Origin of the sequence: Lysinibacillus sp. NPDC097195 (genome assembly GCF_044762075.1) — a bacterium.
Taxonomy (GTDB): domain Bacteria; phylum Bacillota; class Bacilli; order Bacillales_A; family Planococcaceae; genus Lysinibacillus.
Genome location: NZ_JBIWDP010000004.1, coordinates 162,849 through 181,383, shown reverse-complemented (window position 1 = coordinate 181,383; position 18,535 = coordinate 162,849). Strand labels below are relative to the sequence as shown.

The 18,535-nt window shown below is 36.0% G+C and carries 15 protein-coding genes and 1 pseudogene; 12 read left to right on the top strand and 4 right to left on the bottom strand.

From position 1 onward, the window contains the following. Positions 1 to 159 precede the first annotated feature (159 nt). The 4 genes from ACIQXI_RS17955 (at position 160) to ACIQXI_RS17940 (ending at position 3,658) form a co-directional block, all read left to right on the top strand. Entirely contained in the window at positions 160 to 942 is a 783-nt protein-coding gene (locus ACIQXI_RS17955; RefSeq protein WP_402927482.1) for a transporter substrate-binding domain-containing protein, read from the top strand. Between the two features lie 32 nt (positions 943 to 974). Then, positions 975 to 1,640: an amino acid ABC transporter permease gene (locus tag ACIQXI_RS17950; protein WP_402927481.1), complete on the top strand. Its 666-nt coding sequence runs from the start codon at positions 975 to 977 to the stop codon at positions 1,638 to 1,640. 27 nt (positions 1,641 to 1,667) lie between these two features. Next, on the top strand, positions 1,668 to 2,396 hold the full coding sequence (locus ACIQXI_RS17945) for an amino acid ABC transporter ATP-binding protein (protein ID WP_402927559.1): 729 nt from the start codon (positions 1,668 to 1,670) through the stop codon (positions 2,394 to 2,396). Between the two features lie 287 nt (positions 2,397 to 2,683). Then, complete coding sequence (locus ACIQXI_RS17940) at positions 2,684 to 3,658, top strand: alpha/beta fold hydrolase (RefSeq protein WP_402927558.1); 975 nt, start codon at positions 2,684 to 2,686, stop codon at positions 3,656 to 3,658. Between the two features lie 120 nt (positions 3,659 to 3,778). Here ACIQXI_RS17940 and ACIQXI_RS17935 read toward each other — a convergent pair whose 3' ends face one another. The 4 genes from ACIQXI_RS17935 to ACIQXI_RS17920 form a co-directional block, all read right to left on the bottom strand. Continuing rightward, positions 3,779 to 4,738 (bottom strand): LysM peptidoglycan-binding domain-containing protein, encoded by a 960-nt coding sequence (locus ACIQXI_RS17935; protein ID WP_402927479.1) that lies wholly within the window; start codon positions 4,736 to 4,738, stop codon positions 3,779 to 3,781. Positions 4,739 to 5,005: 267 nt separating this feature from the next. Further along, on the bottom strand, positions 5,006 to 6,385 hold the full coding sequence (locus tag ACIQXI_RS17930) for a flagellin N-terminal helical domain-containing protein (protein ID WP_402927477.1): 1,380 nt from the start codon (positions 6,383 to 6,385) through the stop codon (positions 5,006 to 5,008). Positions 6,386 to 6,968: 583 nt separating this feature from the next. Next, positions 6,969 to 7,622 (bottom strand): GntR family transcriptional regulator, encoded by a 654-nt coding sequence (locus ACIQXI_RS17925; protein WP_402927475.1) that lies wholly within the window; start codon positions 7,620 to 7,622, stop codon positions 6,969 to 6,971. 44 nt (positions 7,623 to 7,666) lie between these two features. Further along, positions 7,667 to 9,010: a serine hydroxymethyltransferase gene (locus ACIQXI_RS17920; RefSeq protein ID WP_402927473.1), complete on the bottom strand. Its 1,344-nt coding sequence runs from the start codon at positions 9,008 to 9,010 to the stop codon at positions 7,667 to 7,669. 271 nt (positions 9,011 to 9,281) lie between these two features. On the opposite strand from ACIQXI_RS17920, the gene deoD reads away from it, so the two are divergent. The 8 genes and pseudogenes from deoD to ACIQXI_RS17880 all read left to right on the top strand — a co-directional run bounded on the left by deoD (position 9,282) and on the right by ACIQXI_RS17880 (position 18,438). Beyond that, positions 9,282 to 10,001, top strand: coding sequence for a purine-nucleoside phosphorylase (gene deoD / locus ACIQXI_RS17915; RefSeq protein WP_402927472.1), 720 nt, complete (start codon positions 9,282 to 9,284; stop codon positions 9,999 to 10,001). A 188-nt stretch (positions 10,002 to 10,189) separates the two neighbouring features. Beyond that, a complete protein-coding gene (locus tag ACIQXI_RS17910) occupies positions 10,190 to 11,968 on the top strand; it encodes an aminopeptidase P family protein (protein ID WP_402927470.1) in 1,779 nt (592 codons plus the stop codon). Between the two features lie 146 nt (positions 11,969 to 12,114). Then, the gene (locus ACIQXI_RS17905) at positions 12,115 to 12,666 is read left to right on the top strand and encodes a dihydrofolate reductase family protein (protein WP_402927468.1); all 552 of its coding nucleotides are present in this window, start codon (positions 12,115 to 12,117) and stop codon (positions 12,664 to 12,666) included. Positions 12,667 to 12,937: 271 nt separating this feature from the next. Beyond that, positions 12,938 to 13,765 (top strand): annotated as a pseudogene (locus ACIQXI_RS17900) (DUF4822 domain-containing protein); the annotation flags it as partial. Positions 13,766 to 13,825: 60 nt separating this feature from the next. Next, positions 13,826 to 15,277 carry a sensor histidine kinase gene (locus tag ACIQXI_RS17895; protein WP_402927466.1) on the top strand — a complete coding sequence of 484 codons (1,452 nt, stop codon included), beginning with the start codon at positions 13,826 to 13,828 and terminating at the stop codon, positions 15,275 to 15,277. A gap of 14 nt (positions 15,278 to 15,291) precedes the next feature. Then, positions 15,292 to 15,984: a response regulator transcription factor gene (locus ACIQXI_RS17890; protein ID WP_402927465.1), complete on the top strand. Its 693-nt coding sequence runs from the start codon at positions 15,292 to 15,294 to the stop codon at positions 15,982 to 15,984. Between the two features lie 27 nt (positions 15,985 to 16,011). Continuing rightward, positions 16,012 to 16,683: an ankyrin repeat domain-containing protein gene (locus ACIQXI_RS17885; RefSeq protein WP_402927463.1), complete on the top strand. Its 672-nt coding sequence runs from the start codon at positions 16,012 to 16,014 to the stop codon at positions 16,681 to 16,683. A gap of 489 nt (positions 16,684 to 17,172) precedes the next feature. Beyond that, complete coding sequence (locus ACIQXI_RS17880) at positions 17,173 to 18,438, top strand: MFS transporter (RefSeq protein ID WP_402927462.1); 1,266 nt, start codon at positions 17,173 to 17,175, stop codon at positions 18,436 to 18,438. Positions 18,439 to 18,535: the final 97 nt, after the last annotated feature.

Genomic DNA, 18,535 nt, shown 5'->3' with positions numbered 1-18,535 from the left:
TATATACTATAAATTTGATGAAGTAAGTGTCAGGCACAATTAAAAGTGCCTGACACTTTTTTGTTTTATCGGAGGTAGATAGGGTATTAACCATCATAAGCAAGTTATTTAGCAAAAGCATGATAGGAATAAACAAAAGAGAAAGGAGTTAAAGGTAATATGTTATTGAAAAAAAAGCTAATATTGCTCTTTAGCATAATCGCAGTCTGCCTTGTATCTGGCTGTGCTGAGAAGCAGAAGCTTGAGGATGGTTCTGAACTGATAAATAAAAATCAATTTGTTTTTGCTACTTCTGGTGAATTTAAGCCATTTAGTTATATGAATAACGATCTCACAATGTCAGGCTTTGATATTGAGGTGGGTGAAGCGATTGCAAAGGATATGGGACTAGAGCCAATTCAGAAACGAATTAAGTTTAAAGGGATTGTAGAAGGGGTGAAAACAGGTCGAGCGGATGCAGCAGTTGCCAGCCACACGGTTAATCCACAGCGTAGTAAACATGTATCTTTTTCTACTCCGTATTATTATTCGGGTCCAAAAATTTTCACCAGACCGGATAGTAAAATCAAAACTGTCGAAGATTTAAAGGGCAAGGAAGTAGCTGTTGCAAAAGGTTCTACATATGCTGATACGGCTTCCGAGTTTACAGACAATATAAAAACATATGACAGTGATATTACAGCCTTGAAGGCGTTGAGTAGCGGACGTCATGATGCAGTAATAACAGATTTTGTTACAGGGAAAACTGCTGAACAGGAAGGATTTGAAATTAAAGGGCAGCAATTAATTAATCGCAGTGAACAAGCGATTGTACTGCCACAAGATAATCCGAAACTATTAAAACGAGTAAATGAATCTTTAGAACATCTTCGAGAAAATGGGACACTGACGCAAATCAGTATCAAATATTTTGGTGAAGACATAACCAAAAAACCGGAATAAAACAACGCTGTAAAGAGAAAGGAAGTAGTACTTTGCCAAGTTTTTCGCATTTTTTTAACATACTAATTGAAACAAAAGGTGTATTCTTTAAAGCTATGCTTTTAACATTAGAGCTGACAGTGGTTTCGATCTTACTTGGAACCATTATCGGACTTGTCTTTGCCTTATTTAAAATCTCTAATGTAAAAATTTTAGAATTTATTTCAAATATATACGTTTATTTAGTTCGCGGAACACCGCTAATTGTTCAAATATTTATCCTCTACTTCGGAATTAGTGGTATTTTTCTTCTACCTGATTTTTGGGCTGCTTCACTTGCTCTCGCGTTACATAATGGAGCATATATTTCAGAAATCCTGCGCGGAGCAATTCAATCAGTTGATAAAGGTCAGTTCGAGGCAGGACGTTCTTTGGGTATGAATAAGACATTGACATTAAGAAGAATTATTCTGCCACAGGCATTCCGACGTGCATTACCGCCTTTAGGCAACCAATTTATCATCAGTTTAAAAGATTCTTCGTTAGCCGCATTTATATCCATGAATGAGTTGTTTAATGTGGCGACAACACTTGGATCAAATAATTTTGACGAAATGACCTACTTACTCATTGTAGCCGTCTACTATTTATTGCTAGTAGCGCTGATGACATTAGTAGTGAATCGAATTGAACTGAAACTAGCAGTAAGTGACAGATAGGAGCTGAAAAGATTGAATGCTAAGGAAATGATTAAAATAAATCAATTGAATAAATCGTTTGGAGACTTACATGTATTGAAAAATATCGACATGACAGTCTACGAAAGCGATGTTGTTTGTTTAATAGGATCAAGTGGGTCAGGGAAAAGTACCCTCCTGCGCTGTTTGAACTTTTTAGAGAAAAAGGATAACGGCAATATTATTATTGAAGGAAATGAAGTTAATCCCCGGACAGATGACCTTAATAAGATAAGAGAAAAGGTTGGAATGGTGTTTCAAAACTTTAACTTATTCCCGCATAAAACGGTGTTAGAAAATATTATTGAAGCGCCTATTATGGTAAAGGGTGTAGACAAAGAGAAGGCTATTAACAAAGCAAAAGAATTGCTGGCAAAAGTAGGTTTGGAAGATAAGGCGGATGTTTATCCTAGTAAACTATCGGGTGGACAAAAGCAACGGGTAGCTATTGCAAGAGCGCTTGCGATGGAACCAGACATTATGCTTTTTGATGAACCAACATCGGCACTCGATCCCGAGCTTGTGGGAGAGGTTTTAACAACCATGAAAGACTTAGCTGAAGAAGGAATGACGATGGTTGTTGTAACCCATGAAATGGGATTTGCAAAAGAAGTAGCTGATTGGATTGTCTATATGCATGATGGGAAAATTGTTGAACGTGGCACGCCTGAACAATTTTTCAACCATCCGAAAGAGGAAAGAACGCGCGAATTTTTAACGGCGACAATGCTTAAATAATACGAAGAGGTCCTGCCTATATGTAAGGCAGGGCCTCCTTTTTACGTTATCACATCATTCAATTCCATAAAGCGTGTACAAAAACCACACTTAGACAAATGTTAAAACCTATAATGAACAATAATTAGTACATGGTATAATAATTTAACTATTATTTGGTAAAAAAGTAGGTGAATTCTATTTTGAAGAAGGCTGATAGAGAGAATTTAAGAAATAGAAAGCGATGGAATAAGACTAGTGTATTGAAACTAAGTCTATTAATATCTTTGTTAATTGTCTTACTGTGGATGTTTTTTCCTACATGGACTCCCCATATTAAAGGGGAACAAAGTATAAGTACGTTGGAGCAGGTTGTCATTAACGGAACAGGACATGAAATGATGATTCGAGGAAAAGATTCAAGCAATCCCATTCTTATTTTTGTTCATGGTGGCCCAGCGTGCTCGGAAATCCCTTACGTAAGAAAATACCAAAAGGAACTTGAAGAGCAATTTACTATTATCCATTATGATCAGCGTGGTAGTGGAAAATCCCATCACTTTTTTGAGGATTATTCAAATTTAACGACAGACTTGTTGGTTGAGGATTTGTTGGCATTAACCAATTACATTTCGGAGAGGTTTAAACAAGAAAAGGTTCTATTAGTTGGACATTCTTTTGGCACTTATATTGGAATGAAAGCTATCGATAAATCACCTGAGCAATTTTATGGATATATAGGTATAGGGCAAGTGGCAGATGTAGTTCAAAGTGAAATGGACAGTTTAGAATTTATATTAGAACAGGCCAAACTAGATAGAGATTCAGATAATATTGAAAAATTAATGCTAATGCAACCCTTGATTAAAATTGGAGAAGTTTCGACGCCGAGAAATCTTGTACGTAAATATGGTGGTGCATCAAGACTTATTAATGATAATACAGATTATCTAACAGGATTTCTTTTTAACCCTGAATATAATGGGCTCGATGTCATTCGTTATTTTAGAGGGATTCATATTACACAAGAAGCATTGTGGGGCGAAGGGGTAAAGCATAATATAACGGACATTGTAAATCGAGTGGATGTGCCTATCTTTTTTGTAATGGGGGAATTCGATTACATGACGTCTGTTAATGCTGCAAAAAAATATTATGATAGTATAGAAGCACCTGTAAAGGAGTTTATTATATTCGAGGAGTCTGCCCATTATCCACAGTTCGAAGAGAGAGAGAAATTTAATATATGGTTAAATAAAACCTTTAATAAGCTTAAGAAATGAGGCACCTAAAACATTAGAAGAAAAAATAAGCAAAAAAGAATCTAGTCTAGTTCTTTTTTGCTTAGTAAAGGATTTAAGGCGCCTTTATATATATAAAATCCTAAGGATAGGATGGAAACATTAGTTTAATATTGTGACCTTTAATTGTTTAACGCCAAAATTGATGGCATCTTGTTGAGAAGGGAAGAAGACATCGATTCGATTGCCTTTAATGGCACCACCAGTATCCCCTGCAATTGCTTCACCATAGCCTTCTACGTAAACTTTACTACCAAGTGGAATGATCGTTGGGTCAACTGAGATGACCTTCGCATTTGGATTTGCTTTAAGGTCAATACCAGTAGAGGTAATCCCAGAACATCCCTCACATGAAGCGGTATAGGCTGAAGCTTCCACAATAATTTCCTTAGCAGCAGTATTATTGGTTACTGGCGCAGTGGCTTCTGGTTTATTTTCCTTAGCAGCAGTATTATTTGTTGTTGAAGCGGTTGCTTCTGGTTTATTTTCCTTAGCAGCAGTATTATTTGTTGTTGGAGCGGTTGCTTCTGGTTCATTTTCCTTTGTAGCAGTATCATTTGTTGTTGGAGCAGTCGCTTCAGGAGCTTTCTCCTGTGAAACTTCAGGTTTACGCTCTATTGCATTTGAATTATTAGTTGCTGCATTTGTATTTTCCTTAGATTCGTGAGCTACAGCATTTATTGGTTTATCAGTTACAGCCGTACTCGTTTTTGCACCATCAATAATGGATAGAATTAAACCTGGATGGATGAGGTCCGTATGTAATTGGTTCCATTCTTTAATTTGCGAAACCGTTACTTGATGATCTCGGGCTATGTCCCATAATGTGTCGCCTTGCATAACGGTATATTGTTGTGCAATGGAAAGGACATCGCCAGGATGAATAAGGTTGGTCGAAATATGATTCAACGTTTTAATATTTTCTACAGATGTATGATGTTCACGGGATAAATCCCAAAGAGTATCTCCTTTTTGTACGGTTATTGTAGCAGCTTGAGCATTCGCACCTAAAGTTGCTGAAAGCATTGCAACTGGTACAATTGAAATAATTTTTTTTAGCATTCATTAATCCTCCATGTGCGTTCTTAGTTGTTAATGTAAATCATCGTAACATAGATTTTTGCGAGAAAAAGAACAAGGAGGTGTTAATTTGATTACGTCTATGGCATTTATATTGCAATAATATTAAATACAACTATTGCCCAGGAAATGTAATCAGAGCAATCGGAAGAACTTATATCTTTCGTTGCACTAAAGTGAAAGTATTAAATAATTCTTATAAAAAAATACAGCACTAGTCCTTTATTGGAATAGTGCTGTATTTTTTAATTAGCCTAATATTTCTAAAATACCTTGGCTCATTTGATTAATTTGCGCCATCATCGATTGAGATGATTGTAAAAGAACTTGATCTTTTTTTAATTTAGACATTTCTTTCGCTATATCTGCGTCACGTAAAGTTGACTCAGCTTTCGTTAAGTTTTCTTCAGCATTTTTTACGTTGTTGTAGGCATGTTCAAACATATTTTGATAGGCACCTATTGTTGACCTTGCTTTTGATGCTTTCATGATGGCATGTTCAACTTTAGAAATGGCAGAACTTGCGAGCTCTTGAGAATTAACAAGTAAAGGATCAATATTTAGTTGTTCTACCGTTACATTTGGTATTGAAATTTTAACACTTTGTCCTGCATTACTCCCTACTTGTATATTTAAATGTAAGAACAAATCTTTGTCTTGCCCAGTTTCACCAAATACATTAAGCTCAAACACACCACTATCATTCACTGGCCAATTAACACCAGCAAACTCAGGTCTATAATCGTATATATATATTTTCCCACCATCAGCTGCTAATTGTGAATAGTGCTTTACAAAATTTGTTGCGCCATTCGGTAAAATATTCGTATTAGGCGGAGTGGGATCATAGACAAATCCTGGCTGACCATAAGCTGTTTCCAGTATTTTATTAACTAAATCCGTTCCATTTGTAATTGTACTAACATCCACTTCCATCACGGGATTTGTATCATTTAAACGTGATGTATCTGGATTACCATTTACAAATTTAATACTATAAGCTTGATTACAAGAACAACAAGTATAGTAAACGCCTTTTCCCTCTAAATTCGCTATATCACTAGCTGAGTTAATATTGCTAAAATCAATAATGGCACTAGCATAATCAATGGAATTGTATGTATATGTATCTGTTACGCCTCCACTTGTTGTAACTTGTTGAACATATTGAGCTAAAGAACCAGAGGCTATACCATTTCCATCTTTATCAGCCGTTCCAGCCAGCAAATACATGCCATTAAATTGTGTTTTTGAAGCAATGTCACGTATTCCTTCTATTATTTGATCTACCTCTTGTTGAACTTTTTGTCTATCTTCATCTGTTAACGTATCATTTGAAGCTTGTACTGCAAGTTCTCTCAGTCGCTGTAGATTTGGATCCAAAATATTTGCTAACCCACCATCTGCAGTGTTAAGTAAAGACAAGCCATCTTGAATGTTCTCCCCAGCTTGATTTAATCCTCGGATTTGTGCACGCATTTTTTCGCTTATACTTAAACCGGCCGCATCGTCAGCTGCCTGATTAATTTTATAGCCTGAAGAAAGTTTATTTAAAGTATTATTTAATTCAGTATTCGTGTGGTTATAACGATTTTGTGTGAACAAACCTTGATTATATTGAATCTGCATTTACAAGCTCCTTCAAATAGACGTGTTAGTAAAATAATACTGTAAAATTCCAATATAGTCCATTTGTTTTGAGTAATTTGGTGTACTTTGTTTTGCTTGGAGCTTTATTTTGAACGGAAGGACCTATAGAATGGCCAGTACGAAGTCAACTAGAAAGTACCTTTAATTGTTTAGTTATTATTCAGAACTAAAAAACTTAAAAAGTGTTAGTTCATTGTGGGCAAGCACCTTTTTATAACTATAATCGCCAAAAAAATTGGTTATGAATTTAGTATAACGATGTATTAAATGAGGGCCTTTAAAGTTGAAGAAGGAGTGTTTGTATACGGACAAGTGGAAAAAAATTTATAAAGCATTTAAAGAAAAAGCGGGAAGAAGCACTTAAGTATATAGGTAATTGTTTATGAAATGAATGACCATCGTACAGGGGATTTAAACCATGCAAAAGAGCCTTTTAAAATGGATCCGATTAAAGTGCTTATAAAATAATAATTGAAGTGTAGTTTGTGAAAGGACAACTTAACTCATTTTAATCACAAAAAATGCCTATATAGAAAAAATCTACAGAGGCATTCACTTTTTACTATAACGATTCGCCTGTTAGCAATCTTCCTAAACTTAGCCAGTTTTCTTCTACTAAACTCGCAGCTCGCTCAATATCTTTTTGCTTGCACGCTTCAATAATGTCTTGGTGCTGTTGAACGGAGGTGTGTCCTTCAAGTGTTTTAAACTTTGCAAATTCAATGCGTCTTATTTTAGGAATAACACGTTCTAAAGCTAATGGAATTTCAGTGTTTTGTGAGGCATGGATAAAAACATCGTGATAAAGGTCATCCGAAAGTACAGCCTGCAAGCTATCCTTTTCGTCAAGAGAACGTTTTAATTGCAGATTATATTTTTCTAATAAAGATATGTGATTTTCATCTAATAAAGGGATAGCTAATCTAGCGGCTAGACTATGAAGTGTTGCCACAACAGGAAAAGCATGTTTTGCTTCCTTCTCATTTAACAGTGTTACTCGTGTTAAAGATCCAGGTAAAGACTCTACTAATCCCTCTGTTTCAAGTCGCTTAAATGCTTCCCTTACTGGTGTCCGACTTGTTCCGAATTGCTCTGCAAAATCCGTATCTTTAATACGCTCTCCGGGCTGTAACTGCAACGTAATGATAGCTTGTTTTAACTGATTATAAATTTCCTCTCTTAATGGAGGACGCGTAATTTTTTTAATAGTTTTCATAATTTTATGATATCTCGAGAATATAGCAGTGTCAATAAACGACACTAGTCAAAGCAGTAGTGGATTTTGTTAAAGGATTTGCGCATGTCAATGACTTTCTTTCTTACATTCTCCGTGTTTTCTCTACCAGTAAGAATGTTAACAATAAAGTCGGCGATTGTGCTCATATCTCCTTCTTTCATGCCAAGTCTAGTAATCTCAATCGTTCCAATTCTTAAACCACTTGGGAAATCCCAATCTTCAGGTTTATCACTCGGAATTAAATTTTTATTCGTAATAATATTTGCTTCTGCTAGTAAATGGGCAACTTTCAAACCGCCGCCAAAGCTTTTGACATCTAATATTACTTGATGTGTTGTAGTAAAGCCTTTATGTGATCCTAATACGTTGATGCCACGATTATGCAACTCTTTCCCTAATGTCTGTGCATTTTTCACAATTTGTGCCATGTATTCTTCACCATAAGCTAAAAATTCAGCTGCTGAAGCTGCTAATGCTGCAACTCTATTCACTTGGTGAGTAGCTGCTAGTGCGGGGAATATGGCATCTGACACAGGCTTCGTTAAACTAGGATCATCCCATACAATGATGCCACTTTGTGGGCCACTAAAGGTTTTACCAGCGGAACCTGTAACAATACAAGCACCCTCTCTTAAAGGATCCTGAAATTGGCCTCCGCCGATTAAGCCTAATTGGTGCGCCCCATCAAAGAATATTTTGCCGCCCCATTCTTTGACAATAGAAGCCATTTCTTTAATAGGGAAAGGGAATAAGGTCATCGATGCACCGAGTGTAACCAAAACAGGTTTGATTTTTCTAGCTTCGGCAGCAAACTTATCTAAGTCAACAATTAAGTCTACAGGATCCATTGGAATATCATGAATGTTTAACCCCCGAATGCCCGCAGGTCCATCCATACGATTGCTCGAATGTCCACCTAATGGCTGAGCAATCGTCATGATATGATCTCCAGGTTTTGTTAAGGAGGCATACACGGCCATATTCCCTACCATACTAGCCACAAGTCTATGGTCAGCATAATTACTGCGGAAAACTTTTTTCAGAAGTTCAACACAAAGTGATTCAATCTCATCAATATACTTAGTGCCTGCGAACCATCTCGCTGTAGGGCCGATATGTCCTTCAGCAGCCCGAGTCCCTACCTCAGCGGATAATAGTTTGCGTACTGTCGGACTTGTAGGAGCCTCAGGGGCAAGCAAATTAAGACACTCTTCCCCTCTATAAATAGCATTTCTCTCAACGGCATTGACTACTTCCAATTGCATCATGCGTGGTGAAGAGCATTGATCAAGTAAGTTTCGTGCCCATTCTAATACATTCGAATCATGCACATCGTTGTAAGCAGTTGTTATTGTCGCATTGCTCATTGTCGTAAAACCCCTCTCTCAAATAAGATTAAGTAAAATCCGATGAAATCCAGTAAAAACTTCCACCTATAAACCAATATATCGGTTTACAGGATAGCAGTCAATATAATTTAAAGAAAATTCTATTTATTTAGAAAATTCGACTTAGAGAAGTAGGCTGTTGGTACTGTATAGTTAAGGCTTGATAATTTTGATTATAATAAATAATATAAGTAGGCAATATTTAAGACAGTGTTTAACAATAATATAAAGATGATTAGGAGATAAACAAATGACAAACAATGATTTCAAAGAAACACCACATATTAAGCCAAATGGAGTAGAAATAGCAGAAACAATCCTGTTACCAGGAGATCCACTGCGTGCAAAATTTATAGCTGAAACCTATTTAGAAAACCCTGTTCTTTTTAATGAAATTAGAGGCATGCTGGGCTATACAGGCGTATATAAAGGAAAGAAAGTTTCTGTTATGGGTACAGGTATGGGAGCGCCTAGCATGGCGATTTATTCATGGGAATTAATTAATGTCTTTGGCGTAAAAAATTTAATACGTATAGGTTCTTGTGGGGCGATGCAAAAAGATATTAAGTTATATGACATTATTTTTGCAATGGGCGCGGCAACCAATTCAAATTTTGCACACCAATATAATCTCCCAGGACAATTCCCGATTACAGCCTCTTATGAATTATTAGAGAAGGCGAAGAAAGCTGCTGATGAAAAGGATTATAAGGTTCATGTAGGGAATGTACTATCTAGCGATGTTTTCTATAATGCGGATGTTACCGCAACAGAAAAGTGGGCGAAGATGGGCATATTAGCAGAAGAAATGGAAACGACGAGTTTATATTTAAATGCTGCAAGTGCAGGAGCAAAAGCATTAACGATTTTAACAGTAAGTGACCATATGATTACACATGAACAAACAACGCAGGAAGAGAGGCAAACTTCATTTACGAAGATGGTAGAAATCGCGTTAGATATGGTTTGAGGTTTTTCATGAAAGAGGTACCAACGAACAATGAACTGTTCTTGGTACTTCTTTTTATTCTATACAAGGAACAGATGAGGATTATAATGGTAATCGTAGCGCGTTTTATCAATCCAAAGATAATTGTGAAATATGGCAATAGGTAAACGCGGTAAAATAAAAGAAATAAGGTAATGGAGGTAGTAGTAATGAATATTAAAGAGCGAATCGACAAGTTAAGACAGCTCATGAAAGCAAATCAAATGGATGCATATATTATTCCGAGTTTTGATGCCCACCAAAGTGAGTATGTAGCAGAACATTGGAAAAGTAGACAATGGATATCAGGATTTACAGGTTCTGCGGGTACTGTCGTTATTACATTAGAGGATGCTGGTTTATGGACAGATGGTCGATACTATATTCAAGCTGAAAAACAACTTGAGCATACAGGTATCCGATTATTTAGAATGAAGGACCCAGGAGTACCGTTTTATTCACAATGGCTAGCAGATGTGCTGAAAGAAGGAAGTAATGTCGGCTTTGATGGCAATGTTTTTTCCATCGATATGGTTCGAAAGATGGAACAAGATTTTAAAGCAAAACATATCGAATTGAAAATAAATCAAGATTTAGTAGGTGATCTGTGGGAAGGTCGACCAGAGATTCCTAAAGGAATGATTTTTACGCATGACGTGAAGTTTGCAGGTAAATCTCGACAAGAAAAATTACATGCACTGCGAGAGGAAATGACAAAGAAAGGTGCCAATACGTTTATTTTAACTTCTCTTGATGATATTGCATGGCTTTTAAATATAAGAGGAGCAGATGTGCCAAACAGTCCAGTAGCAATAGCTAATGTTATCGTAGCTGAACAACAATGTTATTTATTTATTGATTCTTGCAAAGTATCGCCAACAGTTAAATTAGAACTTGAAGCAGAAGGTATTGAGTTAAAAGCAAGTGAGGAAATCCAAACAGTATTGGAGAATCTGTCAGATGCCGCTACAATTATGCTAGATACAAGTAAAACAAATATTAACTTATATAATGCCATTAACAGCAGTGCAAAGAAAATTGAATGCACGAATATTACAACGAATTTAAAAGCAATTAAAAATGAAGTGGAAATCAAAAATTTAAAATGGTGTGAAATAAAAGATGGTTTAGCTATGGTGAAATTTATTAAATGGCTAAAAGACGCTGTACATAAAACAGAAATTACGGAGATTACGGCAGAAGAAGCATTAGAAGGTTTCAGAAGTGAACAGGAACACTTTGTTGGTCCTAGCTTTGATACGATAGCAGGTTATAAAGAACATGCCGCAATGATGCATTATAAAGCGAATAAAGAATCCCAATATACACTTAAAAATGAAGGTCTCTTTTTAATTGATTCAGGCGGTCAGTACTATGATGGCACAACAGATATTACAAGAACGATTGTTTTAGGCAAACTTAGCGAACAACAAAAAAGAGATTTTACTTTAGTACTAAAAGGATTTATTGCTTTAAGCTCAGTAAAATTTTTATATGGCGCAACAGGCGCTAACTTAGATGTGTTAGCAAGACAACCAATTTGGCAGTATGGATTGGACTATAAGTGTGGAACTGGTCATGGAGTAGGGTTTTTCTTAAATGTTCATGAAGGCCCTCAAAGCATAAGAAATGACAGTAATGATGTTGTATTAGAAAAAGGTATGATACTGACAAATGAGCCTGGTATTTACCTTGAAGGGAAATACGGGATTAGAACTGAAAATATGATGTTAGTTGTGGAAGATGAGAAAACAGAGTTTGGTCAATTTATGAAGTTTGAAGCCATCTCATATTGCCCTATTGATTTAGCCGGAATAAACATCGATATGTTAACAGAGAGCGAAAAGCAATGGTTAAACAATTATCATCAAGAAGTATACACAAAGCTAAGCCCTTATTTAAATGAGGAAGAAAAGGCATGGCTAAAAGAAGAAACGAAGGCAATTTAAATAGTGCTAAGAACTGTATTTTAAGTAAGTGCACTTGTAGAAATAGCCACCTAAAAATGATTATTGTTATTGTTTTAGGCAGTTGTTGTAATAAGTCCCGTGAACTTTTATGTATGTAGGAAGAAAGCGCAAGAATGGGAGTTTATATGGAATTAAAACGTAATGTTATTTTGTATATAGGTACTTCTATAGATGGCTATATTGCCGATGCTGACGGTACGTTAGAGTGGTTAGAGTCTACGGAAGTAGAAGGCGATTCCGGTTACAATTCGCTACTAAATAGAATTGATACGGTTGTGATGGGAAAGGGAACATATGATACTATTCGAGGATTTGACATGGACTATCCTTATAGTCATTTTAAAAACTATGTGTTTTCAAATACTGTCAACGGTTCAGATGAATATGCTTCCTTTATTAATGATGATGTAAAAACTTTCATTAACAATTTAAAACAACAGCCGGGAAAAGATATTTGGTTAATTGGCGGAGGCAATTTAGCCCGTGAATTTTTTAAGGGGAATTTAATTGATGAATTTCAGCTAGCTATTGCCCCTGTTATTTTAGGAAAAGGAATTTCACTTTATAATGGAGAAGACATTACTCAAAAATATAGTTTAACGAAAGTAGAAAAATTAGGTCAACTCGCTATGCTGCATTACGAAAAATTAAGTACTAACATTCAAACTCGCCAATAACATGGCGAGTTTTGTTTTTTTATAAGCCCTTTTTGCTCGAATTTATATTTTGTTTATATTTGCGATATAGGTAGTTTAGAACTGCCCTTCATAATGAAGGATAAGCAAATGATAAAGGAGAGAATAATTGATGAATAACAAATTAAAATTCGCAACACTCGCTATTTTTAGCTCAGTAACAATATTAACGGCATGCTCGGATGCAGGGTCAGAGAAAAATGAAGCGGACAATGCTGTTGTGCAAAATGATCAGGCGGAAGCGAATAAAGCGGAGCAACAACTAACAAAGGGTCAAACAATGGCAAATATATTAAGCAGTACAAATTGGCAAGGTACACGTGTTTATGATAAAGATAACAATGATTTAACAAAGGAGAATACTGGATTTATCGGTTTAGCAAAATACGATGCTGCATCAGGCAAATATGAATTTTTTGATGCGCAGACAGGAGAGACTCGTGGTGATGAAGGTACGTTCTTTATGACAAATGATGGCACGAAACGTATTTTAATTTCGGATACAAAGAAATATCAAGCCGTAGTGGATATAACAGCATTAGATGAAGAAATATTTACGTATAAACGTATTGGCAAAGATGCAAATGGGCAAGACATTGAAGTGTTTGTAGAGCATATACCATACGAAAATGATTTAACCTTTACGAATCAAGATAAAACGTTAACTGCTTCTACAGGAGAAGTAAATACGACTGTAGATGGTGATGAAATCTTAGGTAAAACTTTATGGCGCGGAACAAAGGTACTTGATGAGAAAGGGAATGATGTTACAGCGTTTAATGGGAATTTTTTAAGTGTCGCGAAATTTGAAGCAAGCACAAATAAATACGAATTCTTTAATACTGAAACAGGACAAAGTCGTGGCGATTATGGTTACTTTGATGTTATTCATGACAATAAAATACGCGCACATGTATCAATTGGTGATAATAAATATGGTGCGGCATTAGAACTTACTGAATTAAACGATGACAAGTTTACCTATACGCGAGTAGGTAAAGATGCGGATGGCAATGATATTACAATTTTTGTAGAGCATGAGCCATATAAGGGAGACTTAAAGCCAACATTTAGTTTTTAACAAGTCCTGCGCTTGAAAAAGGAAGGCATCTCCTTTATAAATTGAGGAAAGGAGATTATTATGACAATTAAGAATAGATTTTTAACTTCTTATATCGGCGGTATTGTAATAGCAAGCGTCTCTATTCTCTCAATTTTATGCATTGTTTTTTATGTCACAACAGGGGCTGTTCCGACTCCGAAAACATTGTATCAAACCTTTACTAAGCAACGCTCCTTGAGTCCCGAAGAGGAGCTTGCATATGTAGAGCTCCGCAATATTGCCAAGCAGGATCCAGATAATTTATTGGTCGAGGATATGCAAACAAAATTGCAACAGATTGAGGACAAGTCTCTTGGGGTGGTCATTCGCCGTGAAGAGGAGATTGTATATTACTCCAAGGGATTAGTAGAAAAGTCGCTTATTGTACATTTTCCGATTTTTGATGCCAATAATATTGAAACGAAAGGCACGATAGATAATGCTGGGGCACTATATCGTTATATTAAGTTTGATTTTTATTATAGCGATAAGTCGAAGGGTAGCGTCCTCGTGTTGAAAAAAGAAAATAGCTTGTTAGATTTCCTAACAAAATGGGGAATTTTAATTATTTTTATCATTCTTCTTGTAGCCATTGCCGCAATGCTTTTTTTAAATCAACTTTTACACAAGACCATTATTACGCCTTTAGAAAGTTTAGGGCACACCATGTCTGAAATAAGACAGGGAGATTTAATGATTGAGGCACCTTCCCTACCTACTAATACAGCTAGGGAAGTACATGAACTATCGGCCAATTTCGAGAGTATGCGCTCTGCACTTTTAGATTCCATCCAGGAGCAGCGCAATCTTGAAAAAAACCGTAAAGACCTCATCGCCAATATTTCGCATGATTTAAAAACACCGATTACGACGATTATTGGATATGTTGAAGGATTACAGGAAGGTGTTGCCGAAACACCTGAAAAACGAGCAAAGTATTTAAAAACTATTCATTCTAAATCGCTCGCATTGAACAGATTAATTGAAGAACTATTCCTGTACTCTAAGTTCGATGCAGAGGCAGTTCAATTTCATTTTGAACGCATTCAGATTGGTAAATTCCTTACCCATATGGTGGAGGAGTTTCAGTTAGACAACCGGGATGTTCAGTTGGTATTGCATGTAGTGAAGGATGTTTATATAAATATAGACCGTATGCAGATGAATCGAGCAATCACCAATTTAATTGAAAATAGTATGAAGTTTAAAAAGCCAGCGGAACCTTTACGTATACTAATAGAAGTAATTGTTAGAGATGATCTAGTCGAAATTGTTGTAAAGGATAATGGGCAGGGGATTGAGGAGCACCAACTCCCCTATGTATTTGAGCGTTTTTATCGCGGTGAAGAAGCGCGTACGTCGACAACAGGCGGTAGTGGATTAGGACTAGCGATTGTTAAACAAATCGTCGAAAAACATAATGGACACGTAAACATTGAAAGTAAGCTACATTATGGTACAACGGTGACAATAATCTTGGAAAAGGCATAAAGGAAGTGTCAATCGTGCCATCACGTATATTAATTATTGAAGATGATATTAGTATTGCAGAATTACAAAGAGATTATTTAGAAATTCATGAAATCGAAGCCGAAATTGTAACGGATGGTTTTGAAGGGTTAAATCGTGCATTAAGCGAGCCTTTTGATTTAATCGTTGTTGATTTAATGCTTCCATCCATGAACGGATTTGAAATTTGTCGACGTATTCGTGAACAGAAAAATATCCCGCTTATCATTGTATCTGCTAAAAAAGAAGATATTGATAAGATAAGAGGGCTCGGCTTAGGTGCCGATGATTATATAACGAAACCATTTAGTCCGAGTGAGTTTGTCGCACGTGTACAAGCACATAGTAAGCGTTATAAGCAACTGACAGGTACAGAACAAACACAGGATTATTTAGAAATGAAAAATATCGTTGTTGATAAAGCTGCACGTAAAGTGTTTGTTTTAGATCAGGAAGTGATTTTTACAACGAAGGAATTTGATTTACTCGTGTTCTTTATGGAACATCCGAATCGCGTATGGACAAAGGAACAGCTTTTCCGTCAGTTATGGTATATGGATGATTTAGATGGAGATGTTTTTACAGTAGTCGTTCACGTAGGGCGCATCCGAGATAAGTTGAAAAAGGGAAAACTATCAGAGCTGCCCATTGAGACAATATGGGGCAGTGGATATCGTTTTAATAGTTAAAAAATCTCCTTGCGAGAGGATGGTTTTATGATGAAATATTTTATCGTTATAGTAAGCGTATTATTTATACTCACGGGGTGTAATAAGGAGGAGGAGAAGCAGATGAAGCCACAATCAGGTAGTCTTATTCAAGCTGTGGAAAACAATGATATAGAAAAAGTGCAGGAAATTTTACAGGATGCATCTTATCCAATTAATGAAACGAATAGTAAAGGAGAGACGCCTTTACTAATAGCTACACATAAAAACTTTATTGAGGTGGCAAAACATTTAATAGACGCGGGAGCCGATATTAATCAACAAGATCATATTCAAGATAGTGCTTATCTGTATGCAGGTGCGCAAGGGAAAACAGAGATTTTGAAATATATGCTTGAGCATGCAGAACCTAATCAAAAAGTCGTGAATCGCTATGGTGGCAATGCTTTAATACCTGCTGCAGAAAAAGGTCATTTAGACAATGTGAAGCTACTTTTACAAGATGGTAGGGCAGATATCGATCATCAAAATAAATTTGGCTATACAGCATTAATTGAAGCGGTAGCCTTAACGGATGGCTCACAATTATATCAACAAATTGTCCAAGAATTATTAGCCAACAATGCCAATCGAGAACTGCGTGACAATTGGGGGAAGACAGCGCTTGATTATGCAAAGGATATGGACTATACAAAAATGATTACTATGTTAGAAGAATAATCGAAAGTTAATAAAATTGAAAAGAGCATTTAGCACGTTATTAGGACAACGTTGCTAAATGCTCTTTTTTTGAAAAAATATTTAAAAATGAAGAATAAAAAACTTGTGTTTTTTGGTCCAATAAGCTACACGACGATGAGTGAAAACCGCTGTGTAGCAGGGTTTATATAGAAGTTCAACTGATAATAAGCTGGTTTTTGGTTTGAAATAACAAAGTTCATACATTTGACACATTATAAGTATCGAGTTAATATTGCGAAGGTAGTTTAATTTTAAACTAAATTTTTTAACGAAATAAATAGGAGGTAATTGGAAATAAAATAGGCAGTAATTTTTTAGAACGTTCTAAGTATATTAATATAATAAATTCTATTTGATGAATGACATATTCTATCTTTTTTGAACGAGAAAAAGATTTTATAGGGTTATGAAAAATGGAATAGGTGTTGTGTGAAAAGTAAAATCAATATACGAAGTGGGGACAGCAGTATGAGTCAGTCAAAGAAAAAAATCCACTATGCTTGGTGGGTGTTGCTAGGGTTAGTTGTGATGGTCGGTGCTGCAAAAGGTGGTATTGCGACTACAGGTGGACTATTTTTAACCCCAGTTACTGAAGATTTAGGTATTGGCATGGGCAGCTTAACATTGTACTTTAGTATAGCCTCAATTGTCACAATGCTCTCCTTACCGGTTGCAGGTAAGATGATAGCTAAATATAATATTCGAACACTGTTAGTAGTAGCTGTTACGTTGGAAGCAGGAGCCTATGCAATGTTTGGTTTTATGAATTCCGTTTGGGGTTGGTATTTGTTTGCGATCCCTATGGCAATGGGATCGGTAATTGTAACCCAATTAGCAGGTCCAGTACTGATTAATAATTGGTTTAAAAAACATAAAGGCTTGGCTTTAGGTATTATGGTAGGAGCTGGTGGTTTAATAGGTGCTTTCCTTCAACCAGTTGCAGGTAACTTAATTGCCAGTGCAGGTTGGCGAAATACTTATATTTTCCTAGGTGTAGGGGTAATGGCCGTTGTTATTCCTACTGTGTTATTAACGATTAGAAAAGCTCCCCAACAAATAGGGCTACAGCCATATGGGATGGATGAAGTGAACGAAGATAAGACAAATAATGCTCAAACTACAACAAATAGTGGTGTTGCAGCTAAGGTAGCTAAAAAATCAAGTGCATTTTATTTTTTAGTATTCTTCTTTTTCTGTGAAACATCAATAGCTGCCTTTAACCAACATGTAGCGCCATTTGCGATGGGATTGGGCTATGATGTGAAGTTTGCGGGTAATGCCATGGGTACTTGGTCGGTAGGCATTGTCATTGGGGCATTATTTTTTGGTTTTCTTAGCGATAAAATAGGCGTGAAAAACACGGCCGTATCGGCTATGCTTTTAGGGTTAGTTCCAGTAGGGCTTCTTTTATTAATGCCTGAAAATCCAATGATTTTTAAATTAGCTACTGGTCTCTATGGATTCGTTGTTGCATCTCTTGGAACATTAGGGCCACTTTTAACAACCGCGCTATTTGGTAATAGAGAGTTCAGCCAAATTTATGGACTTGCTATAACAGGCTTAGCTGTTGCAGGCATTGTTGCTTTACCTATCTATGGATTTATTTTCGAGTTTACAGGTAGTTACACGCATGTGTTGGAAACTATTTTTATTATGTTGCTCCTAAATGTGTGCGCCATTTTAATGGCCTTTAAAGGTAAAAAGAAATTAGAAAAAGCAGGTTTGTGGAATTAAAGATCTTTATTTATCTAATTATAAATAATAAACGAGGTTTATAAATTCTAATATATGTATATACAGGTAAAACACCTTTAAATCATTAGATATTCTA